Below are 25,086 nucleotides of genomic sequence, written 5' to 3'. Positions count from 1 at the left end.
TGTTGTGCGAGGACGACCCAGGGCCGTCCCGAATGTCGTTACTGTGCGGTACCCGAGACCAGAATTTCGCGACGGCTATCGAAACTGAATGCGCCTGCGCCATAAGCGGCGACCTGGATCAAGCCACCGGCCATCGCAACGTTCTTGAGAAAGTGGAACATCTGATTCTGGTCGCCGAGCGCGTGGTGGAAGATCAGCGCGGTAACAATCGAATAGACCGCCAACAGCACTGCGACGAGTCGCGTGCGATAGCCGACCACCAACAGAACGCTGCCGACCAGTTCAAGAACCATCGAGCCCAGATAGCCAACCAACGGTGCGGGCAATCCTAGCGACCCGATGTAGCCGATGGTCGCCGCGGGCGCTGTGAGTTTGCTAAAGCCGCTTACGAGAAAAATGGCAGCGATAAGGATGCGGCCGATCAGCGGAAGTGTCGGGTAAGAATTTGCAGAGGTTGCGTTCATGACGAGTTCCTTAAGGTTTAGGAAAGAAAGTGCGAAGCTTCAATGGACTACCTGTACGACTATCGGATGCGGCCACGCGAGCGAAGCTGCTCGCCAAGTCGCGCGATCTGTGCCTCTCCCGCTTGCAGCGCGGCTTCTGATGTGTGGACCGAGTAGTAGCCGAGCACCAGGTCATGCGGGTGTTTCACTGCGGACGCGAAGATGAATTCGGTGTCGCCTTCCGCGACGAAATCGAGCGCGTCCCCGGACTCGCTGAACACTGCGATTTCGTTGCGCAAGCGTTCGTCTGCCACACGCAGCACGCCACGATGCACGTGGGTCCAGGCCACGGTGTGTCCAGCGGGCGACACATAGCGCCAGCGCTCGCCTGCGTCGAGCCGCACGTGCAGATAGTTGATCCCTTCCGGAGCCTGCACTGGGCTATGCGCATCCCTGTAGCTGCCGAGAATGACGCGCGCGGGGCCGACATGCGGGATGGCCTGCGCGGGAAGGTACTGCGTTTGCGGTTTCCCGTTCTCGAGTTCTGGCCGCAACGCCACCCACATCTGATAACCGTGAAAGCGCTTGAGGTCTGCGGGACTGGCGTCGTGCCAGATACCGCCGCCTGCGTTCATCCATTCGACGCTGCCCGCGGACAACACGCCCGACGCGCCCGTCGTATCTTCGTAACTCAGGTTGCCCGAGAGCAGGACCGTGATCGTCGCGATACCCGAATGCGGGTGCATCGGAAACAGCGCGTCGCTCGACGGTGTGAAATCGAAGTAGTCCAGGAACACGAACGGCTTGATCAGTTCGCCGAGTTCGGCGGGGCTGACAATGCGCGTGACCGGCCCATGTCGGCGCCCCTGGGTACGCGCCACGATGGTGCGCGAAAGACTGGCCGACCGGACAACGGAAGCGGCGGCATCGAGTAGATCAGTGGCAGGCACCATGGCGATTTCCTTGTGGGGATGACATGGCTGTAGGTTAGAGTCAGGTCATCTCCCGCGGAAGCCTATATATTTGGATAGAATCCATCGTATCGACCGATAGCTCCCCTGCGATGGTTAGCAATCAGTTATCGCAATCACCGATGAGTCGCTTTCGATGAGTCCTGGTGCGGTGGCCGCTTTGGAATGTGCCGTTGCGATCTATCGTGGCTTCCATCTGCACCATGTTGTGTGCAGTGTTTTGAATCGCACGACCGGGAGATTGATCCGGAGCAGGATCGAGATATACGGAAAAATATTTCGGGTGAGTCGACCGCGACGATTACTCTTCGTTCGAGGTCTGCTTTAGTCGACCGAGAAACCATCGGCCCGCGGGGCCTGGCGGCGTATCTTTGCGATAGATCGCAAACATGGCAATCGGCGGCGTTCGCGGCTGAAAGTTTTCGATTCGCAGCGATACCAGATCGCCCGACACAAGATCGGCGTGTACCATCGCCGCGGGCATATGCCCCCATCCAAAGCCGGATCGCAAAAACGCATGCTTCGCGCCCAGATCCGCCAATCGCCAGATCTGCGGAGAGAACACGCCGAACGATTTACCCTCAGTCAGCGGCGTGCGATCAGTCAATACGAGCTGCACATGCTCTTCCAGCTCCCGCGACCGGATCACTCTATTCAGCGATGCCAGGGGATGCGTCGGCGCGGTGACGGTAACCATCGGCACATCGAGCAGCTTCTCGGCATCGACCGTTTCGGGCACGGCCGGCATCGAACCACTAATGCCGAGCCTGCACGCACGTTCAAGCACGCGTTGCACTACCGCACCCAGGGCCTCGACATATAAGCGCAATGGCGTGTGAGGAAACGCGTCACGGAATTCTCCGACCGCCACGGTGAGTGAGGCCATCGGATACATGACGTCCACCACGACGGACAGTTCTGGTTCAAGTCCTTCCGCCATGGCTCGCGCCTTCGATTTGAAACCATCCATGCCGCTGACGACGAGACGCGCCTGCGACAGCAATGCAGCACCTTGCTCGGTCAATCGCGGATAGCGACCGCTCCGGTCGAACAATGGCACATCGATCTGCGCTTCAAGGTTGGCGAGTGTCTGGCTCACGACGGACTGGGCCCTGCGAAGCTTACGTCCTGCCGCAGAGAAGCTTCCCTCATCCGCAGCAGCGATAAAGGTGCGCAGTTGATCCATGGATACGCCGTCGAGCATATATCTATTTCCCGGATGGTATCCATCGAGAAATATAGCCTTCCGCGCATGGTGTCAAGTGCCTACGCTTTTGTCATGTCGCTTCACGCACTAACGCGCACGCATCGACGCAGCATTGAATGTGTGGAGGTCACGTTGCAACAGGCAGGCAACCCGAAGAGAGGCGTGGTGATCTGAATTCAAGATCACGAAGTCAGTATTCAGCGTTGGACGCGTCAGCAGCGCACAACCATACTTCTTGTCCCGTCATTTAGATTCCATCTTCACAACCGATAGGAGTTAGTCATGAATTACGCCACCCTGGCGGCGCCAGGCCGAGAAATGCCCACGGCGGACGCGCTGACATTGATGCACGTCCCGGCAAAGTTCGACGTGACGAAATGGCCCCGGGAAGTTGAAGCGTTCCTGCACAAGACCACCAACCCTCATCACCGGGCCATGTTAAAGAATTACTTCCGCCATTTGCTGCTGGAAGTAGCAGGGTACTGGGATCAGATCATCGTCCCGGAACTCACCGTGGACGAGCCCATGTATCGCGTCGGTGACCGGCGCGAAATGCATGTGCTAACGGGAAAGGCCGCTGTCGAAGGCTTCTATCGCGAAGCCGCCGAAACGCGCCAGAACGTCATGGGCGCACGGACCATGAACATGGGCGTCGACGACTACGGCGTGACCACTGAAGCCGTATGGACCCATGTCGTGCCCGGGGTATGCCTGAAAGACCACGGCATCGATGCCGACCCCACGGCGCACTATCTGATGACGCACCACCTCTTCCAGATCTTCACGTATACGAACGAGCCCAGGCCCAAGCTCATCGCAGAACGTATCTACGACGACCCGGAGAGCTATACCTATGAAAAGCTCGCACCTGCCGATGTCGTGACGCCGGAGATCGCCCGGGAACTCCTCGCCCCCTTCCTGGCTCGCGCCACGCTGGACTGATTCCCCCTTAGGGCGGGCCGGCCCGGCACCGTCTAAAGCGAGAACGACAGGCGGCGAGTTCGCGCCGCAGCAGAAATGCCTAGTCCGCGCAGCATTTCCGCAGATCGATTCTTACAGGATGTGCACGGCCACATGTAGCTGCCCGCGAGCGCGCCGCTGCCGGGGGCGCTCGCTGGACCGATAACCTGATATTCCGGCGGGTTGGGCCGCGGATTCGCACCGGTTCCGCCCCACCAGAAGCAAACCTGTGAGCGCACGACAACCGTGCGAGTGTCCAGCGACTGCTTTGAAAGATACGCGAAGGCGCGCGGTTCGGCGCAGTAACGAGAACGCGTCAGCGTGTCCCAGATCTTGCCGATCATGCGATCCATGACGGAGTCGCCGAGTGGCGGCGGCCGGTCTTCGTTCTTTCCGGCGATGGCGTTGAGTTGCCTCGGCATCTCGTTGTACAGATGATCGATCGCCGTTCTGATGCGGAGTGCTCCCGCCGCGCTCATGGCATTCAAAAGGGTGTCGAGTGCGCTCCGGACGGCCATGCGATGCGCGGATTCAACGGCATTGAGCCGCAGCGCAAGGCAGACGCCGATCAGTGCCTGAAGCTGGTCGGCGGACAACTCTTTTGATGTGCGGATCTGGTCGAACAGGGTGATTCGATGGTTCGCCTGATTCACCAGGTCTGCTATTGCCGATCCGTGTTGTGCCTGCCTGACTGCGGCCTGCTTCTTTTGATGGCCATGCACCACGGCCCTTTGCGAGCGATTGATCTGTGCACCCACCGGCAGTTGTGGCCCAGCAAGTCCTGAGGCATCGATCAACGCGGTGACCTGCTGAAAAAGGCCTTGCACGTCCTGCAACTGAACCTTCCGCACAGCGCCGTCGAATGTCGGCGAGGCCTTTTTGATGGCGCCGATGGCGTCCTTATGCATCGGCTGATACAACTCATAGGCCTGGTTTGCATAGATGAATTCAACATGGATGTTCAGGGCCCGCAACTCCGCGGTCAGATCCCGATTCGCCGCCGCCAGGTCGAATGGCTGCCCGTTGTCCGTTTCATTGAGCGCATCAGGTTTGCCGGAAGTCGCAATTACGTATTTGCGCACCGCTTCGGAGCCTATCTCGACTACCTCCACCGCGGCGCTTGTCGATGTGCGGACAATGTGTTGCTTGAGAACCTCCGCCGCAATCACCACCTCTCTCGACGGCTGCGGAAATTCACCCATCCTGCCGGCACCTGCCTGGTACACCCCAAGTACATTGCTCACATATTCCTGGTCAATTGGCATTGCCTGCCCCCCCCGGTTAGGAAAGTTCAAAAGGATACGCGAAAAAGATGCAACGTATTTGACGAACACGATTCAATGCTGGCGGCATTAATTGAATCGCAATTGGCTGCTATGAACCCTCTGGCGATCGAAGCAGAGACAGCGGAGGCAGAGACAGCGTCCCGGCGGAACGTACGAGCGCTTACCAGCGCTCACGATCGCGAAGCGTCCGTCTTCCGGATAATACTTATCTCGCCGTTGCGTTCGAGAATCGCACTTTTCACCCGGTCGAGGACATCGGAGCCCAGTTCCTGGCGAACGGTCTCAAGGACGTCTGTGCGGGTTATCAACGCCGCCAGCATCTCACGCTGGTTGAATCGGCCGTCGCTATATACCTCTCGTTCAACGCCTACCACTAACGATTCCAGCGCCCGCGAGCGGATACAGGCCCAAGCGAGCGCCCGATGTATCAGAACGATAACCAGCGACGCGACAAAGATCGGGACAGCGGGCGATGCGCCAACAATAGCTCGACTCAATGTCGCACCGAGCAGGATGGCCACGACGTAATCGAATGGCGAACGCTGTCCGAAAGACCGTCGACCGGATATCCGGATGAACACCAGAGCGGCAAAAAACGTCACCGTCGCACGCATCGCCATCTGCAATGAAGAAAGGTCCCTTCCCTCTCCGAAAAGTGCGATGAGTATTTGCATATCTGTCTCCTCCAGACCCAGTCGGGCGGATGACGGGTACACCTGAACAGGTCCATCCGCCGCCCTTTGCCTGGCCATACTAACCGTAGTCGCGACCCCGAAGTCACGACTCTTTAACTGCCACCCGAACCCGGATTGGTGGCTGAAGCCGGCGTGGCAGCGCCGGACTTTTTATGCATCTTCTTGTGCGAGGTCCCGGCGGCGGGCGCCATGGTATTCGCGCCGGACGCTCCCGACACAGTATCGGTTGAAGCATTTGCGTTCGGTTTGCTCATCCCCGTTCCGCCTTGACCCCCGGCTGCCCCACCGCCCCCCGCGCCTTGTGCGTAGACGGTCCCTGATATACCGACAAACAATGCTGAAATCAATATTCCTCTCGTCGCAACTCGCATGGCAGTCTCCTTAAGCGCGAAGCGGTCGTTAGCACCGAACGGTGTGAGCCCGCATGCTGTTGTCCGCAATTCCCATGCCGCCGGTCGGACAAACCACTCGGGCTGACGCGATACGCCTCGAGCGATATGCCAGCGCCGGCGCTTGTCGTGCTGACAGCGGCGATCAGCGAACCCCATTCCCCACCTTAAATAATGGGCGCGCCACCCGTCACGGCGATCGTTGCGCCCGAGATATAGCTTGCTTCGTCGGATGCCAGCATCACATAGGCGGCTGCCAGTTCGGCTGGCTGGCCCGGGCGCTTCATCGGCACCTGCTCGCCGAATTTCTCGACTTTCTCCGCCGGCATCGTCGATGGAATCAACGGCGTCCAGATTGGCCCCGGCGCTACGCAATTCGCCCGTATGCCCTTTTCCGCCAGCAGTTGGGCGAGACCTCCCGTGAAGTTCTGGATCGCGCCCTTGGTGGTCGCGTAGGCAATTAACCCCGGATTCGGATGATCCGCATTGATCGACGACGTGTTCACGATCGACGCCCCGGGCTTCATATATTTCACCGCCGCCCGCGTGATTCTGAACATCGCGCCGATGTTGGTATCGAAAGTCTTGTCCCATTCCTCATCACTGATGTCTTCGAGTGACGGGTAGCTCATCTGATAGGCCGCATTGTTGACCAGCACGTCGAGGCGCCCAAACGCCTCGACCGCCCGCTCGACGATCTCCTTGCAATGCGCGGGGCGCGTGATATCACCACGCAGCAGCAGCGCCTTTCGGCCCGCTTCTTCCACCCAGCGAGCGGTCTCGCGTGCGTCGTCGTCTTCGTTGAGATAGGAGATCAGCACGTCAGCGCCTTCGCGCGCGAACGCGATGGCGACAGCGCGCCCGATGCCGCTATCGCCGCCGGTGATGATCGCTGCTTTACCGGCGAGCCGTCCTGAGCCCTTATAGGATTTCTCGCCGTGATCCGGCTGCGGTTTCATGGGCGCGGTTTGCCCGGGCGTCTGCTCCTGCTGCTGGTTTGGAAACGGCGGCGTGGGACGTTGCGGGTCGGTCATGACGATCTCCAGAGCACGGATGAACATGCGCGGCGCGCACACAGCACGCAGCGGTTGGCTGGGATATAGCAACCATTGGACCCGCGGGTGAGAGTTGGGTGAAGCGAATGGCGTGTTCTGTGCAAGCCGGGTTACGGCGCAGAAGCGCCCGGCTGTCTTCACGCATCGTCATGACTGGCGGGGGCATTCATGATGCAACTGGCGTGGGTCTGTTTTCCTCATATTCGGTGCGCACACCCTTGGGTAGCCATGGTTCTTTATGACAACACCAAAGCTCGTAGCTCGGTTCATAAAGCCCCACACGGTCAAATGCTCCCAACGGGAGATCCAGTTCATCCTTGTCCAGGTACTCCATAAACGCAACCGATCCGCATGTCGGGCAAAAATGCCTGCGCGCGCCAGGCGAACTCTCCCATGCCTGGGTAGGACCGGAAAATTCCACTGCGCCGCGCACGAACATTGCATAACCGGCGAATACGTTGCCATGTATCCGCCGACACGTCATGCAGTGGCATATCGACACTCGCGTTGGTCGCGCGCTGACGCGGAATCGCACCGAGCCGCACGCGCATCCACCGGTTGCCTCGACTGGGTCGCTCTCTGTCGCCATGATGTCCTCCGCCGCTGCTGAATCTTCGCGCCTGGTTCAGCGCGATCGCTACAGCCTGCCTGGTGATACGGCAGCATGCGGCGTGCCAAACCCGCGACGGTCAGGAGCTCACTTGCGAGAAGGTTGTTACTGTTCCATCAGCGACACGCCGGGCTTGCGAGCCAGGTCGACAAAGCCTTTGAGGTAGTCAACTTCCGTGTCGGTCTCGCGGGCGCCCAGGAAAATCTGCTTGGCGATGCCTTTGCGCCCGAGGCGCACCGGGACGACGTTCATCTTGTCGGCATACTCTTCCACCAGCCAGCGAGGCAATGCCGCGACGCCCCTGCCGCTTGCCACCATCTGCAACATGATGTCGGTGGTCTCGATCACCTTGTGGCGCCGTGGCGTGACACCTGCCGGCATCAGAAACTGGTTGTAGATGTCGAGTCTGTCGGTCTCTACCGGATAGGTGATCAACACTTCCTGCGTCAGCTGATCCGGCTTCACATACTCGGCGCCGGCCAGCGCGTGCTCGCGGTTCACCACCAGTACCTGCTCGTAGTCGAACACGGGTTCGAAGCGCAAGCCCGGCTTGTAGAGCGGATCGGGCGTCACGAGCAGGTCGATCTCGTAGCCGAACAACGCGCCGATCCCACCGAACTGAAACTTCTGCTTCACGTCGACATCGACGTCGGGCCAGCGCGCGAGATACGGCGAAACCACCTTGAGCAACCACTGGTAACAGGGATGACACTCCATCCCGATGCGAAGCGAGCCACGTTCGCCCTGCGCGTACTGCCCCAGCCGCTCTTCGGCAAGCACCAGTTGCGGCAGCACGCGGTTGGCAACGGCAAGCAGGTATTGACCCGCCTGAGTCAATCGCAGGCTGCGCCCCTCGCGCAACCAGATGTCAGTACCCAGTTGCTGCTCCAGCTTCTTCATGGTGTGGCTGAGCGCGGACTGCGTCACGCACAGGATTTCCGCCGCGGCGGTGAGGGATCCGTGTTTGTCCACCGCCTGGACGATCGCCAGATGAGTTCTCTCAAGCATGTGCTGCGATCCAATGATGCATGAACAAAACTAATGGTTCGTTGAATTATCACCATTTTACTTCATAAATCGCCTTCGATAGGATTCACGCATCCGCAACCGACCAATCAAGGCGCCACGATGGCAACGACACACAATCTCGGATTTCCCCGTATCGGCGCAAAACGCGAACTGAAGTTCGCACTCGAGTCCTACTGGAAAGGCGCGTCTTCGCTCGGCGAACTGAAAGCGTTGGGCGCGCAGTTGCGCCAGCGTCACTGGGCGCATCAGGCCGACCTCGGTCTGGCAGCCGTAGGCGATTTCGCTTTCTACGACCAGGTGCTGGACATGAGCTTCACCCTGGGCAACCTGCCGGAGCGCGTGCAGGGCTTTCACGGCGATGCCCTCGACAACGCCTTCCGCGTCGCCCGCGGCCGTTCGGCCAAGGGTGCCGAAGACCACAGCGCGTGCTGCGGCGGCGTCGCTGCCGGCGAGATGACCAAGTGGTTCGATACCAACTACCACTACATCGTCCCCGAATTCAGCGCCGGCACCGAATTCAGGCTCGATCCGTCGCGTCTGCTGGAACAACTGGCCGAGGCGAGGGCACAAGGCGTCAAGGCCAAGCCGGTCATCGTCGGCCCGGTGACCTATCTGGCGCTCGGCAAGGCCAAGGACGATTCCGACAAGCTGGCGCTGCTGCCGCGTCTGCTTCCGGCTTACGCGGAACTGCTGGCCACGCTGGCGACGCAAGGCGTCGAATGGGTTCAGATCGACGAGCCTGTTCTCGTCACCGAGTTGTCCACGGAATGGCAGCAGGCATACAAGACTGCCTACCAGGCGCTCGCCCACGGCAAGATGAAGCTGTTGCTGGCCACCTACTTCGGCCAGTTGGTCCACAATCTGCCGCTCGCCTGCAATCTGCCCGTGCAGGGGCTGCATCTGGATGCGATCAATGCGCGCGTCGAAGTCGACGCGGTGATTGCCCGATTGCCGCCGGACCGCGTGCTGTCGCTGGGCGTGATCAATGGCCGCAATATCTGGAAGACCGACCTGGCTAGCGTGCTCGACTGGCTCGAACCGGTCGCGAGTCAACTGGGCGAACGCCTCTGGATCGCACCCTCATGCTCGCTTCTGCATGTACCGGTGGATCTCGACAGCGAGCAGAAGCTGGACGCGGAAGTCCGCTCCTGGCTGGCCTTCGCCCTGCAGAAACTGGGGGAACTGAAGCTGCTGGCCACTGCGTTGAACGAAGGCCGCGACGCCGTCAAGGCGGAACTGGCCGCCAACGGTGCCGCCATTGCCGCGCGGCGCGCTTCGCCGCGCGTGAACAACCCGGCAGTGAAGGCTGCCCTCGCGACGATCAATCCGGCACTGGGTCGGCGCAAGAATGGCTATCCGGCGCGGGCCGACAAGCAGGCTGCATTGCTGAAGCTACCGGCTTACCCCACCACGACCATCGGCTCGTTCCCGCAGACCAGTGAAATTCGCCAGGCACGCAGCCAGTTCAGGACCGGCGCACTGGACGAAGCCGGCTACAAAACCTCGATGCGCGCCGAGATCGAACGCAGCGTGCGTGAGCAGGAAGCCCTCGGCCTGGACGTGCTGGTGCATGGCGAAGCCGAGCGTAACGACATGGTCGAATACTTCGGCGAACAGCTCGATGGCTACGCCTTCAGCCAGTTCGGCTGGGTGCAGTCGTATGGCTCGCGTTGCGTCAAGCCGCCTATCCTGTTCGGCGACATCAGCCGCCCGAAGGCCATGACCGTCGAATGGATCAAGTACGCCCAGTCGCTCACCAGCAAGCCGATGAAAGGCATGCTCACCGGTCCGGTCACGATTCTGAACTGGTCCTTCGTGCGAGACGATCAGCCGCGTTCGGTCTCGTGCTACCAGCTTGCACTGGCGATCCGCGAAGAAGTGCTCGACCTGGAAAAGGCCGGCGTGCGCGTCATCCAGATCGACGAGGCTGCACTGCGCGAAGGCCTGCCGCTGCGTCAATCGCAGTGGAAGCCATACCTCGACTGGGCGGTGGAATCTTTCCGCATCACGGCGAACGGCGTGGACGACGAGACGCAGATCCACACGCATATGTGCTATTCGGAGTTCAACGACATCATCGCGTCGATTGCCGACATGGACGCCGACGTGATCACCATCGAGACCTCGCGCTCGGACATGGAGTTGCTCGACGCTTTCGACAACTTCAACTATCCGAACGAGATCGGGCCTGGCGTGTACGACATTCACTCGCCGAATATTCCAACCCAGGAGCACATCGTGCAACTGATGAAGAAGGCTGCCGGGCGCATTCCGGCGCAACGCCTGTGGGTGAACCCGGACTGCGGTCTGAAGACGCGTCAGTGGGAAGAAGTCATTCCGGCGCTGACCAACATGGTGGCGGCCGCGAAGACACTGCGCGCTTCAGCCTGAGGCGCACCCTCTGCCTGCCCAGTGCGTGCGGCGCTGGTTCACACCGGACCGGCGCCGCATGTCAGGTGAGCGCCCTGACGAGGCGCTTCCAGGTGTACGATTGAACGCGAAGCGCCTCCTGTGAGGCCTTGCAAGCTGTTGGAAGCGACGCCCGTTCACCGTTCCCGCCGACCTGGCATGGAGAAAACATGGCCTATCGCAACTATCACAAGCGCAAGATTGCCGATCGCGATCTGCATCCCGAAACCCAGATGATGTCTTACGGCTACGATCCTTTCCTGTCGGAAGGGTCGGTGAAGCCACCGGTCTTTCTGACATCCACATTTGCGTTTCGCACCGCTGAGGACGGCGCTGACTTCTTCGATATGGTTTCGGGCCGCAAGCCTTCACCCGAAGGCGAAAGTGCCGGCCTGGTGTATAGCCGCTTCAATCACCCGAACCTTGAAATTGTCGAGGATCGTCTTGCGCTGCTCGACGGCGCCGAGTCGGCCGTGGTGACATCGAGCGGCATGTCCGCCATCGCAGCGATCCTGCTGGCCTTCCTGCGGCCGGGCGACTGTGTGGTGCAATCCGTGCCGCTTTATGGCGGCACTGAGACGCTGATTGCAAAGTTTCTGCCGGAATGGGGCGTCCGTTCCGAGGTGATCAACGACGGGCTTTCGGTAGAAGCCATTCGCAATGCACTCGAAGCGGCGGCGCAAAAGGGCAACGTACGAATGTGCTACGTCGAAACGCCGGCCAACCCGACGGATGCGTTGTTCGATCTGGAAGGACTGCGTCGCGAGATCGATGCTTTCGAAACGCGCCACGGTTATCGTCCGCTTTCGGTATGCGATAACACCCTGCTGGGACCGCTGTATCAGAAGCCGGCCAGACAAGGCATTGATCTGAGCGTGTATTCGCTAACGAAGTACATCGGCGGTCATAGCGACCTGGTCGCGGGCGGTGTCACCGGCAACCGCAGCCTGATCACGAAAGTACGCGCGATTCGCAGCCTGCTTGGCTCGCAACTCGATCCGCATTCGTCGTGGATGATTACGCGATCCATGGAGACCCTTGTGCTGCGCATGGAGCAGGCTGCGCGCAGCGGCAGCGCCGTCGCGCGATGGCTCGCCACCAATCCACATCGCCCTGTCAAGGTCCTTCATCCGGAACTGATCGACGACCCCGCATACCAGGCGGTCTATCAGCGTCAATGCACCGGGCCTGGATCGACGTTTGCGTTTGTCCTCGACGGCGGTCGTGAGCAGGCATTCAGACTCATCAACGGCCTGACGTTGTTCAAATCGGCCGTGAGCCTTGGCGGCACGGAGTCGCTGATCTGCCACCCCGCTTCGACGACGCATTCGGGCGTGCCCGCCGACGCACGCGCTGCGGCAGGCGTGTCGGAAGGATTGATTCGCGTGTCCGTGGGACTGGAGCATCCAGACGACCTGATCGCCGACCTGTCGAACGCGCTCGAACACTGCTGAGGGAAGCCATGTGCGAGACAAGGTCTTGTCCCGCGCTCGGCGTATCGTCGTGATGAAGAGAGAAGCAGGCGCGACGCCGGCACGGTCGCGCCGCTGTATCCAGATTGAGAGCCGCGCGCTTGCGATGCTGCGCGCCCATACAACCGCTCACGGATGACTGGGTATCAGTTCAATGCTGTCCAGCTGAGCGGCGCAGATATCCCGAACGATCTTCACAAAATCATCGAAGTACGGCCGGCCCGCTATGCCTTTGGGTGCGACCGCATAGAGTTCGCTCCAAAGTCCCCCGGCACCTACCCGTTTCGCGAGCACATAGTCGTGATCGACGTAATTCTTGACGCCCCAGTTCGGTAGCGCCGCAATGCCGCGACGGCTTGCCACCAGTTGCATGATCGCGATCGTCAGTTCGGCGGTTCGCCGTTCGAGCCTGATCCCGGCTGGCTCCAGCACTTCGCGGATCAGGTCGATACGCGACTCCGGGACCGGATAAGTGATCAGCGTTTCTCCTTGCAGGTCGTCAGCGCCGACGCGGCGTTTGTTGCGCAAACGATGTTCGTTGGCCATCACCACCTGTATCTCGAAGCGGAACAGCGGCGCAATGTGCAGATTGCGCTTTGTGGCCGGCTTCGAGCCGATCACTACGTCTGCCCTGCCCTCATTCAGCAGTTTCATCGGATCGGCGTGAAACCCGGCGACCAGATCGACTTCGACCTCCGGCCAGCGACGCCGAAATTCGTCCATGACCGGCATCAGCCAGTCGAAGCAGGTATGACATTCCAGCACAATTCGCAACTCGCCCCGAACGTCGCCCTTCAGACGCACGAGATCACGCTCGGCTGTGGCGACCGCCGCCACCGTTTCCCGTGCCAGCGCGAGGAGCCGCTCTCCGGCTGAAGTAAAGCGCAAGCCTTGCCGGGTCCGCTCGAAGAGCGATACCTCGTAGTGGGCCTCCATATCGCGGATCTGATGCGACAGCGCGGACTGGCTCAGATTGACGCGCTCGGCAGCGGCCACCAGCTTGTCGGACTCGGAGATCGCGATCAGCGATCGAAGATGCCGCAGTTCAAGCATGGCACCGCCGGCGTCGAGCAGGAGGAAACGAATAAAGGAGCAAGGTTTTGATATGAATTTGGTTCATACGATGATGAAAACATGTCGATTGATGAATCATAGCGCGACTCGCACACTGCGCGGTATTCATTCAAGGATCCGTATGGCTCGCACTCACATCTCCGGTTTTCCGCGCATCGGCGCACATCGCGAACTGAAGTTCGCGCAGGAATCTTTCTGGCGTGGGGAGTCCGACGATGCTTATTTGCGCGAGGTCGGAAAGGAACTGCGCGCTCGCCACTGGGCATTGCAGCGTGCCGCGAAGCTGGATTTCGTCGCGGTCGGCGATTTCGCCTGGTACGATCCCATGCTGAATTTGACGGCGCTGCTGGGTGCGCTGCCGGAACGTTTCGGCTTCGAGCCGGCAAGCCTGTCTCTCGCTCAGTATCACGAGCTGGCGCGTGGCAACAAGGCACAGCCAGCCATGGAAATGACCAAGTGGTTCGACACGAACTATCACTACCTTGTCCCGGAGCTGGGTCCCGAAACCACCTTCAATGGTGGCGTCGACTGGCTCTTCGATGAAATCGACGAGGCGCTTGCACTGGATTTTGCGGTCAAGCCGGTGCTGATCGGTCCTGTCACCTATCTGTGGCTCTCCAAAAGCCGCGTGGCGGGCTTTGATCGCCTGTCGTTGCTGCCGAAGCTGGTCATCCGCTATCTGCGCATTCTCGACAGGCTGAAAGCACAAGGTATTGAATGGGTCCAGCTGGACGAGCCTGCGCTCTGTCTCGATCTGGACGCGGATTGGCTCGAGGCGTTTTCCGCCGTGTATAACGTGCTCGGCGACTCGGGCGTCAAGGTGCTGCTGGCGACCTATTTCGACACTGCCGCCGATCATGCGGCCACCGTCGCGAATTTGCCTGTTCACGGTGTCCACATCGATCTGGTCAGGGCGCCGCAGCAACTGGAAGTGTGGCGTTCCGCTCTTCCGGCGCACAAGGTGCTATCTGTCGGCGTGATTGATGGACGCAACATCTGGCGCGCCGATCTCGGGGAAATCGTGGCTTCGCTGGAAAGCCTCTCCGCGGAACGCGGCGAACGACTATGGATCGCCCCGTCGTGTTCGCTGGTCCATGTACCGGTGACACTTGCTTCCGAAAAAAGACTCGATGCCGAACTCAGGTCGTGGCTTGCGTTCGCAACCGAAAAACTCGATGAGATCAGCACGGTTGCGCTGGCGCTGCGCGATCCGTTGGCAGCGGAACCTGCGCTTGCGGCGGCGGATAACGCGCTCGAATCGCGGCGCAGTTCAGGCACGGTAGCCAATGTATTGGTACAGAGACGGGTGGCCGCCATCACCGACACGATGGCCCGCCGTAAGAGTCCGTTCGCCGACCGGAGTCGTGTGCAACGTCATTCGCTCAAGCTGCCGCTCCTGCCCACCACGACCATCGGTTCGTTTCCGCAAACGGCCGCGATCCGGCAAGCTCGCGCCGCGTATCGGCGAGGCGAGATACGAGCACTCGAATACCTCGAACGTATGCGGGCCGAAACAGCGACCGTCGTTCGCCGGCAGGAAGAACTGGGGCTCGACGTGTTGGTGCACGGCGAAGTCGAGCGCAATGACATGGTCGAATTCTTTGCGGACAAGCTGTGGGGCTACGCATTCACTGAGAACGGGTGGGTTCAGAATTACGGCTCGCAGTGCGTCAAGCCTCCGATCATTTACGGCGACATCTACCGACCCGAGCCCATGATGGTGGACGCGGCCTGTCACGCGCAATCCTTGACCGACAAGCTGGTCAAAGGGGTTCTGACCGGGCCGGTAACATTGCTCGAGTGGTCATTCGTTCGCGACGATCAGCCGCGCTCAACCACGGCGCTCCAACTGGCCCTGGTCATTCGCGACGAAGTCGTGGACCTCGAAAAAGCCGGCATCCGCATCATCCAGATCGATGAGCCCGCATTCCGTGAAGGCCTGCCTCTGCGTAAGTCGGACTGGTCCGCTTATCTCGACTGGGCGACCCGCGCTTTCAGGATTGCAGCGGGTGGTGTCTCCGACGCCACGCAGATTCACACCCACATGTGTTATTCGGAGTTCAACGACATTCTGCCGTCGATCGCAGCGCTGGATGCGGACGTGATTACGATCGAGACGTCGCGTTCGTCGATGGAATTGCTCGACGGTTTTGGCGAGTTCGCCTATCCGAATGGAATCGGGCCTGGCGTCTACGACACCCATTCGTCGCGTGTCCCGAGTATCGAGGCGATGCAGCGATTGCTTGAACGCGCCTGCGAGGTCATTCCCGCCGAACGTCTGTGGGTCAATCCGGACTGCGGCCTGAAAACCCGTGGCTGGGCCGAGACGGAAGCCGCATTGACCAACATGGTGTTAGCCGCCAGAACATTGCGACAGAGGTTCGCGGCGCAACGAGCCGGCTCGCCCGACCAGGGTTCATCAGAACAGATTTCATCCATCACAAACCATCATTTGATGTGATCTAGCGGTCGATATATCGTCCAGGAAACAGAAAGCTGCAGCCCAGGAGGTCGACCAGGCAATCTCCTGATGGGACTGGGTATCAACATCCTTCCATGGACGGAGACAAGCTGATGGACACAACTGCAGTTGCCGGTATCCGGAGCAATCCGCTATTCGGTGCGCTGGTAAGCCGCCGAAGAAGATTTGTCGCCTGGCTGACCGCCGCGACGGTCATTCCCTACTACGCCTTTATCCTGATCGCTGGATTCGCTCCAAACGTTCTCGCGACGAAGTTTTCGAGTACGAGTGTCATCAATATCGGCTGGCCGGTGGGCATCGCGCTGATTGTCGGGACCTGGTGTCTCACGGGCCTGTATATTCGACGCGCCAATGGCGAATTCGACGAGCTCACCGCAAAGATCCTGGCGGGAGCAAGCAAATGAGACTTGCCCGTCAATTCCTCATTATTTCAGCGCTTCCAGGCGTATCGATCACCGCGTCTGCATCACCTGCGCTGCAGGCAGTCGAAAAACAGCCCATCAACCTCACGGCGATCGGGATGTTTCTGGTGTTCGTGCTGGCCACCTTGGGGATCACCTACTGGGCGGCCAAAAAGACGAAATCGATGCAGGACTTCTACACCGCGGGCGGCGGCATCACCGGCTTCCAGAACGGCCTCGCACTGGCCGGGGACTACATGTCGGCGGCTGCGCTGCTGGGTGTCACCAGCATGATCTTTTTCCATGGCTATGACGGCATGATCTACGCGATCAGCTTCTTCGTGGCATGGCCGCTTCTGCTGTTCCTGTTTGCCGAGCGCATCAGGAATCTGGGCCGCATCACCATTGCCGATATCGCGTCCTTCCGGCTCGATCAAAACCGGATTCGTACGCTGACGGCTTTCGGATCATTGACCGTGGTCTGCTTCTACCTCGTCGTCCAGATGGTTGGAGCCGGGCAACTCATCCAGTTGCTGTTCGGCCTTCAGTACGACTATGCAGTGATCGTGGTCGGCCTTTTGATGGCGATCTACGTCACCTTTGGCGGCATGGTTGCAACGACGTGGGTGCAGATCATCAAGGCCGCTCTGCTGCTGTTCGGCGGCACCGTGCTGGCGATCCTCGCGCTGAGCCGCTTCGGCTTTTCACTCGATGCGCTGTTCACGCAGGCCGTGGCGACCCACGGCGCACGCATCCTGTTGCCGAGTACGTTGGTGTCCGATCCGTTCGCGATGATCTCGCTGTCGGCCGGCCTGGTATTCGGTACCGCAGGACTCCCGCACATTCTGATGCGCTTCTTTACCGTTCCCGACGCGAAGCAGGCTCGCAAATCCGTATTCGTCGCAACGGGTTTCATTGGCTTCTTTTTCCTTATCGTATCCGTGCTCGGGATGGCCGCCATCGCGATCGTCGGCCGCGATCCCGCGTTTTACGAGGGTGGCGTGCTGGGCGGCAAGCTGATCGGCGGCGGCAACATGCCCGTCATGCATCTGGCGAAGGCGCTGGGTGGCAATCTCTTCTTCGGTTTCCTTTCCGCTGTCGCCTTTGCCACCATTCTGGCTGTGGTGTCGGGCCTCACCATGGCGGGTACGTCGGCGATTTCTCACGATCTCTATGCCGTGGTCCTCAAGAAGAATCGTGCCGATCCGGTCGACGAACGACGCATCTCGAAGATCGCATCGGTGTGCATCGGCGTGGTCGCGGTGGTGCTCGGCATCCTGTTCAAGGAACAGAACATCGCCTTTCTCGTCGCACTGACGTTTGGGGTTGCGGCATCCGTCAATTTCCCGATTCTGGCGCTTTCCATGTACTGGCAGGGGTTGACGACGCGTGGCGCGCTCATGGGCGGGGTCGCGGGCCTCGTGAGTGCCGTCGGACTCGTCATCCTTTGCCCGGCCGTCTGGGTCAAGGTATTGGGCCATGCCACGGCCATTTTCCCGTATGAATACCCCGCAATTGTGTCAATGACGGTGGCCTTCTTCTTTGCCTGGCTGGGGTCGATCACCGACCACAGCGAGCGGGCCGTGCGGGAACGCGGCGATTTTGATGAGCAGTTCATTCGTGCGCAGACGGGGCTAGGCGCAGCCGACGCGGTTAGCCACTAGGTTTGCGGCTCGCGCCTGCCTTGAGGGCTGAATTCCACCAGACGGTCTCAGCCCTCTTCACGGCCCGCGCATCCACAGAAAACACCTGCAAGGAGATAAGTATGCAACTGCGAGACAACGGCCTCGGGTTCTCGCCCATCACTATCGCGCTGCACTGGCTCGTGGCCGCGCTGCTCTTCTCGATTATCGGGCTCGACATCGCGCTCTCCCAGGCAGCCGGTGAGGTGCAAAGGGAGGCCTTGATGCGGGTGCAAAACCTGCTGGGCGCCGTCCTGTGTGTCATCTCGATCTATCGATTCTGGGCGCGGATTACTTCGTATCACCCCTTGCCCGTCGGCACGCCGAACCCCATCGAAGTGATTGTCAGCCGGTCCGTGGCAGTGTCCCTGGCGCTAGCGATGGTTCTGCTGCCGATCGCCGCGTGGCTTTCAAAGTCGGCTGCGGGTGACGTCATTGCACTACCAGGCGGATTCGCGATACCTGCGCTGATTGAACCCAACGCGCAGGTGAAGCGGGTTGTCGATTTCCTTTTCAACGTCGGCGCGACAGCCTTTCTGCTAGGTTTGGCGCTGCATATGTTCGGCGCGCTCAAGAATCACTTCGTTCTGCGGAATGACGCCTTGAAGCGTATGGCCGGAAAACACGTGGAGCTTTGAAACCATGAGCGAATTCAAATCGGGTTTTGCCGGGAACGAGGTGACTCAACTCTGCGGCGTCAGGTATCCCATCTTTCTCGCGGGAATGGCGGCGATTTCCGGCCCCAGGCTCGTCGCCGCGGTGGCGAATGCCGGCGGGATGGGTACGCTCGGCGGCCTGCGTCTGCCGCCGTTGTCCCTGCTCAAATGGATACGGGAAACCAGGGAACTGACGGATAAGCCCTTCGGCGTGAATCTCGTGCCGTCGTTTGGTGGTCCTGACGTATTCGAAGCGCAGTTCCAGGTCATCCTCAGGGAAAAACCGCGGCTGCTGTCACTGTTCTACGCCGAGAAGTATGCCGGGATGATTCCCCGTGCCAAGGATGCCGGAATGGTGGTCTCCGTGCAGGTAGGCTCGGTCGAGCTCGCTGAGCGGGCGATCGCGCACGGCGCGGACATGATTGTGGCGCAGGGAAGCGAGAGCGGCGGCCACCTCAACCGCGGCACCATTGGCCTGATGTCGCTGCTGCCATCGCTGTGCAAGATCGCAAAAGGACGGCCGGTGCTGGCGGCTGGCGGCATCACGAATCGCGATGACGTCAGAGTCGCGATGGAGCTCGGCGCCGCAGGCGTGCTCGTGGGCACAGCGTTCGTGGCCAGCCACGAGTCGAACGCCCATGCGCTTTACAAGCAAAAAATCGTCGAAGCCACCGTGGACGATACGGAGTATCGGACGGGCTATTCATTCGGCTGGAAGTACGGCACCCCGCACCGGGTGATTCCAAACCGCGATAAGTGGAACCTGCTGCGCTTCATCGGCGGCGGAGCACGCATCATCGACAAGCCGCGGATGGCGCAGAAATTGTCGCTCTACGCCGGACAGGGTGTGGGAAAGATCAGCAGCGTTGTGTCCGCGGCCGAACGAGTTGCCGAACTCATCGAAGGGCTGCCTGTGTCATCGGCTTACCCTGGAACGGTGGACAATGATGCGAGCGACCATTGCGCATTAGCACCGCTTTATCTGGCAGCGGGCGGGGGTATCTAGCCGCGTCGGCGTTTCAGATCAGATCCATGGTTCCCGCCGCGTGGAACGACGCAAGAAGCAGCCGTCACCGCGGCGCTTCTTGCCGACCTGATCGCAAGCCGCTTCAGGCGGTCTTGCGATCCCTAGCGCGCGTTGGGTACCAGCGCTTTGGTGGCAGCACGTTTGCCTGCCTGTCCTTTTGCCGGGCCGGCTTTCGTGCCGCCATTCACCTGGATGAATTGATCGCGCGCGAGACCAATGAACGCGGCCAATGCCGGAGTGATCATGGTGTCATTCCTGCGGATGAAAACCGTCTTGACGTTGGCGAACTCGGGCGGAAGCTGGTGGTACCGGATCGCCTGCCGCGATCCGTAGCTTTCGGCGACGGTCTTCGGCAATAAGGTGACGCCCATGCCGGCCGCCACACACGACAGGATGCCATCGAGCGTTCCTAGCTCCATTACCTGATTGGGGACCAGTCCGACCTGATAGAACCAATGCTCGAGCGTGGAGCGGTAGAAACAGCCCGTGCGAAATACCAGCACCGTTTGCTGAGGCATGACGCGGATAAGCGCTGCAAGCGAATCGAACTCGCAACTGCTCACAAGGACCAGTTCTTCCTCGAACACCTCTTCCTGCGACAGATCCGCGTTCTCGTGAAATCCGCCAACGAAAGCGCCATCGAGGCGATAACTTTCAATGGCCTTGATCAATTCAACAGTGGTGCCCGTCAAAAGAGATAACTGAACCTGAGGATGCTTTTCGCGGTACCTGGTCAGCACCGGAGGCAGACGTATCGCGGCCGTCGTTTCCATCGACCCGAGCCGAAGATGGCCTGCGGGCGTGGCGGTATCCAGCAACGCGTTGCGGCTCTCATCCGTGAGTTGCAGGATACGCCGCGCGTAGCCCAGGAAAGTCTGTCCAGCCGATGTGAGGACCACGCCACTCTTTTGCCGAATGAACAACTGCTGACTCAATTCGGTTTCGAGTTCTTTCACCCGCATGGTGACGTTGGACTGAACGGTATGCACTTTCTCCGCCGCCGCAGTGAAGCTGCCCTGCTCTGCCACAGCACAGAAAATCCTCAACTGACGCATTTCCATGACTGATCCTATGAATCACCAAAAATGATGAATGGCATCACGCAATATCACTTTACGCGATCCATAGTATGCGGCACAGTCGCGTAAACACTGACGCCAGGAGTGCTCGACGATGAAGCCCACTTCGACCATTGATCATCTTTTTGCTGGAGGTCTTGGCTACCTGGATGAAGGGCAGCGCAGCGGCATCTTCAAGCGGAGAATCCTTGGTCCGGTTCTCGTGCGAGCGCAGGGCATTGTTGGCGACGAGCATGGTGACCCGCGGGTACATGGTGGCCCGGAAAAAGCCGTCCACCACTACGCGGCGGAAAACTATGGGCGGCTTGCGCAGGCGTTCGAGCAGAGCGCGCGGGCGTTGATTCCTGGAAGCCTGGGGGAGAACATCTCGTCGCGCGATCTGTGCGAGCGCAACGTACATATCGGCGACGTGTTCCAGATTGGCGGTGCGGTTTTGCAGGTTTCCCAACCGCGCAGTCCCTGCTGGAAAATCAATCACCGTTTCGGTGTTGAGCGCATGTCGGTACATGTTGCCCGGGAGAGGATCACGGGCTGGTATTACCGCGTCATCAGCCCCGGCGTCATTCAGGAGGGCGATACGATTTCGCTGCTGGAAAGGCAAACCGAGCGCTTTTCGATTGACCAGTTCTGGCAGGTACAGCTGTCCCACCGACCATCGATCGACGACCTCATCGAGCTGACGGCTGTCGCGGGTTTGGCGCAGGACTGGAAGCGACGTCTGGGAGAACGGGTTATATGGCTTCGAAAGCGGACGGAGCCCCCGGTGTCCCTGGCAGACCCAACCGCGACGCACGCAGTGCGGAGTGGGAGCGGATGACGGCTGTGTCACAGACACTAATGGACCGAGGCGTGATCCGTTAATCGGATCACAGTCCCCTCCAAGCCAGGGGACCCACTTAAGAATTAGCGCTGTGAAGCCGCTTTCTTTGCTTAGGAATGTCTGCAAAAGTCCTGGCGTTGACGTGAGCGTGGACTATCCTGGGAGCAGGGGAATTCAAGGAGTGACGTGATGACGCAACTTGGTCTTGGTCTGGATCTGTCAACGAAGCGCACCCGCAAGCGTGAATTTCTCGACGAGATGACACGCGTGGTGCCGTGGCAGAAACTGATTGCGCTCATCGAGCCGCACTACCCTAAAGGCAAGACTGGCCGCCCGCCGTTTCCGATTGCGACGATGCTGCGCATTCACTTCATGCAACAGTGGTTCAGTCTCTCGGACCCGGCGATGGAGGAGGCGCTGCACGACATTCCGCTGTATCGGGAGTTCGCGCTGCTGGACGTTGGCATGACGCGGCTGCCCGACGAGAGCACGATCCTGCGGTTCCGGCACCTGCTCGAGGCTCATGAACTGTCGGTCAGCATGCTGGCGACGGTCAATGAGATCCTGCAGGCGAAGGGCTTGATGCTCAAGGTGGGCTCGGCGGTCGACGCGACGCTGATTGCCGCGCCCAATTCGACGAAGAAGCCCGGCACGCGGGACCCCGAGATGAGCCAGACGCAAAAGGGAGGCAGCTGGTACTTCGGCATGAAGGCGCATATCGGAGTCGATGCCGAATCGGGTCTGGTGCACACGGTGAAGTGCACGCCGGCGAACGTTCACGACATCACCGTGGCGCACGCGCTGCTGCACGGCAAGGAGAAGGTTGTATTTGCCGACGCGGGCTATGTGGGCATCGAGAAGCGAGGCGAAACGGGTGCGGTTCAGTGGCACGTCGCGATGAGGCCGAGCAAGCGGCGAAAGCTGGACAGGAGCAAACGAATCGATAAGATTTACGACGAGATCGAGCGGCTCAAAGCGGCCGTGAGAGCGAAGGTGGAGCACCCGTTTCGGGTGCTGAAATGTCAGTTTGGATATCTGAAGGCACGGTATCGGGGATTGGCGAAAAACACGGCGCAGATCGAAACGCAGTTCGCGCTGGCCAATCTCTGGATGGCGCGCAAGACGCTGTGAAGCGCAATGAAGGACGAAAACGAACCGCACGGGCGCAGCGCCAATGACAAGACGCGACAGGTATTGGCTCAACTCAGTGCGAATGACGGCGCGATCTTCACTCTGAGTGTGCCAGTTAAAAATCCCAAGCAGAAAACGGGTTGTTCAGACCTTCCCTTACTTTCTTTGCGGCGGCAAAGAAAGTAAGTGCCTGCCCCGCACAGGGGCGACGCTAATAAACCAATAAGAAAACAAGGAAAGGCCCAAGAAGCCAATCCGCCGAGCCGGCCCCTCTTTCATGCAATGAAACCCCAAACTAGCGCCTGCAACAGCCAGCAAAACCGGAATCAAAAACCCCCACCCCACCCGCGTAAACTCAAAAACAAGCACAACAGCGGTAACAGGCATCTGCATGGAAGCAGCCAGAAACGCCCCCGCGCCGACAACCGCAAACGCCCCTAAAGAAGCCCCAGGCCAGACGAGATTCCAAATCCCGCCAAGCACAACCGCCAGCAAGGCGCCACTCGCGAGCCCTGGCGTCAACAACCCACCTTCCGCGCCCGCGCGCAAACTACTCGCGGTAATCAAGACCTTCAACACCAGCAACGTAGCCGCGAGTCCAATAGTCAACCCACCATCGAATGCAAGCCCAGCAGGCCCTTTCCCGTTGCCGAGCAACTGCGGGAAATGCATCGCCAGCGCACCAATAATCGCGAAGTTCACCAGCGAGAACACCGGTAACCGCCAATCCCTCGGCGCCCGTGCGCGCGAGCGCTTCATCAGCTCGGTGAACGCCCATGCCGCGACGCCGAAAATCGGCCCGCACACCACGGACCACACCACCAGCGACGCACTCACCGTCAGCGACGGCACCAGATACTGATGTTCATTGCCCAATCCCGCTTGCGCAACCAGTGCAGCAATCGACGAAGTCACGATCGCCGGCACCCAGGCCCGCCAGCCAAACGTGCCCAACAGCACTTCGAGCACGAACACCGCGCCACCCAGCGGCACGTTATAGACCGCGGCGAGGCCCGCGCCCGCACCGCACGCAACCATGATCCGGCTCTGCTCGACCGACAGGCCCGCGCGCCGCGCCAGCCACCCGGCCTGCGCCGAGCCGATCTCGCGTGGCGCCACTTCGCGGCCGAGCGGCGAACCGAGCGCAACCGTGACGATCTGCAGTAGCGCATGCACCGTCGTGCTCAATATAGGCATGCGCGGGTCGTCGGATTTCACCGCGTTGCGAATGCTCACGAGCGGCCGCCCGAAGCGGTATAGCAACCACCAGCCAGCTCCGGCTACCAGTCCGCAAATCGCCAGCACCAGCAGGCGCCGCTCGGGCGCGGCATCGGTCACGCCCTGCAGAAAACTTTCGCCGCTAATCACGTGTGTGACGCTGTAGCCGTATGCGACATGCTGAATGCCGCGCAACAGCAACGCGAGCAACATACCGCCTACACCTGCGCCGATACCCGTCAGCAGGGTGACCGCCGCCAGCGCCGCCAGCGCCGCCAGCGCCGCCACAGGACGCCGCGCGCGGTGAACAGGTTCGGAAGTGATTGATTCGACTGACATAATCGTCCACCGGACAGCATAAATGAGATGGCAGTCATCTTATTCTGCGTCATATCATGAATCAAATTGATTTTTCTGCTCTACTGATGCGTGCAGCGCATATATTTGGTCCAATGCTTCAATGGCTCCGTTTCGCCTCGGTTCGACCACAACCCGTCCGCGATTCGCCGTTTCAGCGGACCGACACAAGGAACATAGACACCACACACGCGAGACCGACAAACCACACCAGCGAGCGCAACGACGCCAGGTTCGCCAGGTACAGCAAGCCATGCAGCACGCGCGTAACGACAAACATGATCGCCAGCCAGTTGACCCACGTGCTCGACCCGCCCGCCTGTCCGGCCACCACGACCCCGGCGGTGAACAGCGCCAGCGCTTCCCACGCGTTCTGATGCGCGGCGTGCGCACGGGCGCGCCAGCCTTCAAGACCCGCGAGGTAAGCGCGCGGCGTGCGATTGTCGTAACGCTTACTGACCTTCGCGACCATGGTCCATGGAAACGGCAGCAGCGCCACGATAAGCAGGCATAGATGCGGAATCGTCATTCGTCAGTCTCCTTGTATGCGCGACGTAAATGCCGCGCGAGCCGCTGTTATACCTGTGCGCATCGGGTGCGGCCAACCGGAATTCGCAAGTGCAAGCACGAGTG

The 25,086-nt window shown here is 60.2% G+C and carries 22 protein-coding genes; 10 read left to right on the top strand and 12 right to left on the bottom strand.

The genetic code is table 11. The features are described from left to right. Positions 1–38 precede the first annotated feature (38 nt). The 3 genes from PQR27_RS07180 to PQR27_RS07170 form a co-directional block, all read right to left on the bottom strand. Positions 39–464: a DoxX family protein gene (locus tag PQR27_RS07180; RefSeq protein WP_408523017.1), complete on the bottom strand. Its 426-nt coding sequence runs from the start codon at positions 462–464 to the stop codon at positions 39–41. Positions 465–523: 59 nt separating this feature from the next. Then, complete coding sequence (locus PQR27_RS07175) at positions 524–1,396, bottom strand: pirin family protein (RefSeq protein ID WP_408523016.1); 873 nt, start codon at positions 1,394–1,396, stop codon at positions 524–526. 319 nt (positions 1,397–1,715) lie between these two features. Beyond that, positions 1,716–2,618 (bottom strand): LysR family transcriptional regulator, encoded by a 903-nt coding sequence (locus PQR27_RS07170; protein ID WP_408523015.1) that lies wholly within the window; start codon positions 2,616–2,618, stop codon positions 1,716–1,718. Between the two features lie 285 nt (positions 2,619–2,903). Here PQR27_RS07170 and PQR27_RS07165 point away from each other — a divergent pair, with 285 nt between their 5' ends. Then, positions 2,904–3,563, top strand: coding sequence for a hypothetical protein (locus PQR27_RS07165; protein ID WP_408523014.1), 660 nt, complete (start codon positions 2,904–2,906; stop codon positions 3,561–3,563). A 32-nt stretch (positions 3,564–3,595) separates the two neighbouring features. Here the strand turns inward: PQR27_RS07165 and PQR27_RS07160 are convergent, their stop codons facing one another. The 5 genes from PQR27_RS07160 to PQR27_RS07140 form a co-directional block, all read right to left on the bottom strand. Continuing rightward, on the bottom strand, positions 3,596–4,846 hold the full coding sequence (locus PQR27_RS07160) for a hypothetical protein (RefSeq protein ID WP_408523013.1): 1,251 nt from the start codon (positions 4,844–4,846) through the stop codon (positions 3,596–3,598). Positions 4,847–5,037: 191 nt separating this feature from the next. Next, a complete protein-coding gene (locus PQR27_RS07155) occupies positions 5,038–5,541 on the bottom strand; it encodes a DUF421 domain-containing protein (protein WP_408523012.1) in 504 nt (167 codons plus the stop codon). A 577-nt stretch (positions 5,542–6,118) separates the two neighbouring features. Then, positions 6,119–6,985, bottom strand: a complete 867-nt coding sequence (locus PQR27_RS07150) for an SDR family oxidoreductase (RefSeq protein WP_408523011.1) — start codon at positions 6,983–6,985, stop codon at positions 6,119–6,121. A 187-nt stretch (positions 6,986–7,172) separates the two neighbouring features. Continuing rightward, a complete protein-coding gene (locus PQR27_RS07145; protein ID WP_408523010.1) occupies positions 7,173–7,595 on the bottom strand; it encodes a GFA family protein in 423 nt (140 codons plus the stop codon). A 126-nt stretch (positions 7,596–7,721) separates the two neighbouring features. After that, positions 7,722–8,624: a LysR family transcriptional regulator gene (locus tag PQR27_RS07140; RefSeq protein ID WP_408523009.1), complete on the bottom strand. Its 903-nt coding sequence runs from the start codon at positions 8,622–8,624 to the stop codon at positions 7,722–7,724. A 120-nt stretch (positions 8,625–8,744) separates the two neighbouring features. Between PQR27_RS07140 and metE (PQR27_RS07135) the strand changes: the two genes are divergently transcribed. Both metE (PQR27_RS07135) and PQR27_RS07130 read left to right on the top strand, forming a co-directional pair. Next, positions 8,745–11,036, top strand: coding sequence for a 5-methyltetrahydropteroyltriglutamate--homocysteine S-methyltransferase (gene metE / locus PQR27_RS07135; RefSeq protein ID WP_408523008.1), 2,292 nt, complete (start codon positions 8,745–8,747; stop codon positions 11,034–11,036). A 188-nt stretch (positions 11,037–11,224) separates the two neighbouring features. Beyond that, on the top strand, positions 11,225–12,508 hold the full coding sequence (locus PQR27_RS07130; RefSeq protein ID WP_408523007.1) for a cystathionine gamma-synthase family protein: 1,284 nt from the start codon (positions 11,225–11,227) through the stop codon (positions 12,506–12,508). A gap of 147 nt (positions 12,509–12,655) precedes the next feature. Here the strand turns inward: PQR27_RS07130 and PQR27_RS07125 are convergent, their stop codons facing one another. Then, complete coding sequence (locus PQR27_RS07125) at positions 12,656–13,579, bottom strand: LysR family transcriptional regulator (RefSeq protein WP_408523006.1); 924 nt, start codon at positions 13,577–13,579, stop codon at positions 12,656–12,658. Between the two features lie 142 nt (positions 13,580–13,721). Between PQR27_RS07125 and metE (PQR27_RS07120) the strand changes: the two genes are divergently transcribed. The 5 genes from metE (PQR27_RS07120) (at position 13,722) to PQR27_RS07100 (ending at position 19,827) form a co-directional block, all read left to right on the top strand. Next, entirely contained in the window at positions 13,722–16,061 is a 2,340-nt protein-coding gene (gene metE, locus PQR27_RS07120) for a 5-methyltetrahydropteroyltriglutamate--homocysteine S-methyltransferase (protein ID WP_408523005.1), read from the top strand. 95 nt (positions 16,062–16,156) lie between these two features. Continuing rightward, positions 16,157–16,486 (top strand): DUF485 domain-containing protein, encoded by a 330-nt coding sequence (locus PQR27_RS07115; RefSeq protein ID WP_408523004.1) that lies wholly within the window; start codon positions 16,157–16,159, stop codon positions 16,484–16,486. Beyond that, positions 16,483–18,147 (top strand): cation acetate symporter, encoded by a 1,665-nt coding sequence (locus PQR27_RS07110; protein ID WP_408523003.1) that lies wholly within the window; start codon positions 16,483–16,485, stop codon positions 18,145–18,147. The genes PQR27_RS07115 and PQR27_RS07110 overlap by 4 nt, the downstream gene beginning before the upstream one ends. 101 nt (positions 18,148–18,248) lie before the next feature. After that, entirely contained in the window at positions 18,249–18,803 is a 555-nt protein-coding gene (locus PQR27_RS07105) for a cytochrome b (RefSeq protein ID WP_408525432.1), read from the top strand. Positions 18,804–18,807: 4 nt separating this feature from the next. Next, a complete protein-coding gene (locus PQR27_RS07100) occupies positions 18,808–19,827 on the top strand; it encodes an NAD(P)H-dependent flavin oxidoreductase (protein WP_408523002.1) in 1,020 nt (339 codons plus the stop codon). Between the two features lie 122 nt (positions 19,828–19,949). On the opposite strand, the gene PQR27_RS07095 is transcribed toward PQR27_RS07100, so the two are convergent. Next, entirely contained in the window at positions 19,950–20,909 is a 960-nt protein-coding gene (locus tag PQR27_RS07095) for a LysR family transcriptional regulator (RefSeq protein WP_408523001.1), read from the bottom strand. A 112-nt stretch (positions 20,910–21,021) separates the two neighbouring features. Here PQR27_RS07095 and PQR27_RS07090 point away from each other — a divergent pair, with 112 nt between their 5' ends. After that, on the top strand, positions 21,022–21,744 hold the full coding sequence (locus PQR27_RS07090) for an MOSC domain-containing protein (RefSeq protein WP_408523000.1): 723 nt from the start codon (positions 21,022–21,024) through the stop codon (positions 21,742–21,744). A gap of 192 nt (positions 21,745–21,936) precedes the next feature. Further along, positions 21,937–22,878 carry an IS5 family transposase gene (locus PQR27_RS07085; protein WP_408522999.1) on the top strand — a complete coding sequence of 314 codons (942 nt, stop codon included), beginning with the start codon at positions 21,937–21,939 and terminating at the stop codon, positions 22,876–22,878. 156 nt (positions 22,879–23,034) lie between these two features. On the opposite strand, the gene PQR27_RS07080 is transcribed toward PQR27_RS07085, so the two are convergent. Both PQR27_RS07080 and PQR27_RS07075 read right to left on the bottom strand, forming a co-directional pair. Then, positions 23,035–24,435, bottom strand: a complete 1,401-nt coding sequence (locus PQR27_RS07080) for a chloride channel protein (RefSeq protein ID WP_408522998.1) — start codon at positions 24,433–24,435, stop codon at positions 23,035–23,037. 172 nt (positions 24,436–24,607) lie between these two features. After that, the gene (locus PQR27_RS07075) at positions 24,608–24,982 is read right to left on the bottom strand and encodes an MAPEG family protein (RefSeq protein WP_408522997.1); all 375 of its coding nucleotides are present in this window, start codon (positions 24,980–24,982) and stop codon (positions 24,608–24,610) included. Between the last annotated feature and the right edge of the window lie 104 nt (positions 24,983–25,086).

Origin of the sequence: Paraburkholderia fungorum (genome assembly GCF_046027215.1) — a bacterium.
Lineage (GTDB): Bacteria > Pseudomonadota > Gammaproteobacteria > Burkholderiales > Burkholderiaceae > Paraburkholderia > Paraburkholderia fungorum_D.
Note: the sequence above shows the minus strand (reverse complement) of the source record. Positions and strands in the feature narration are given on the sequence as shown.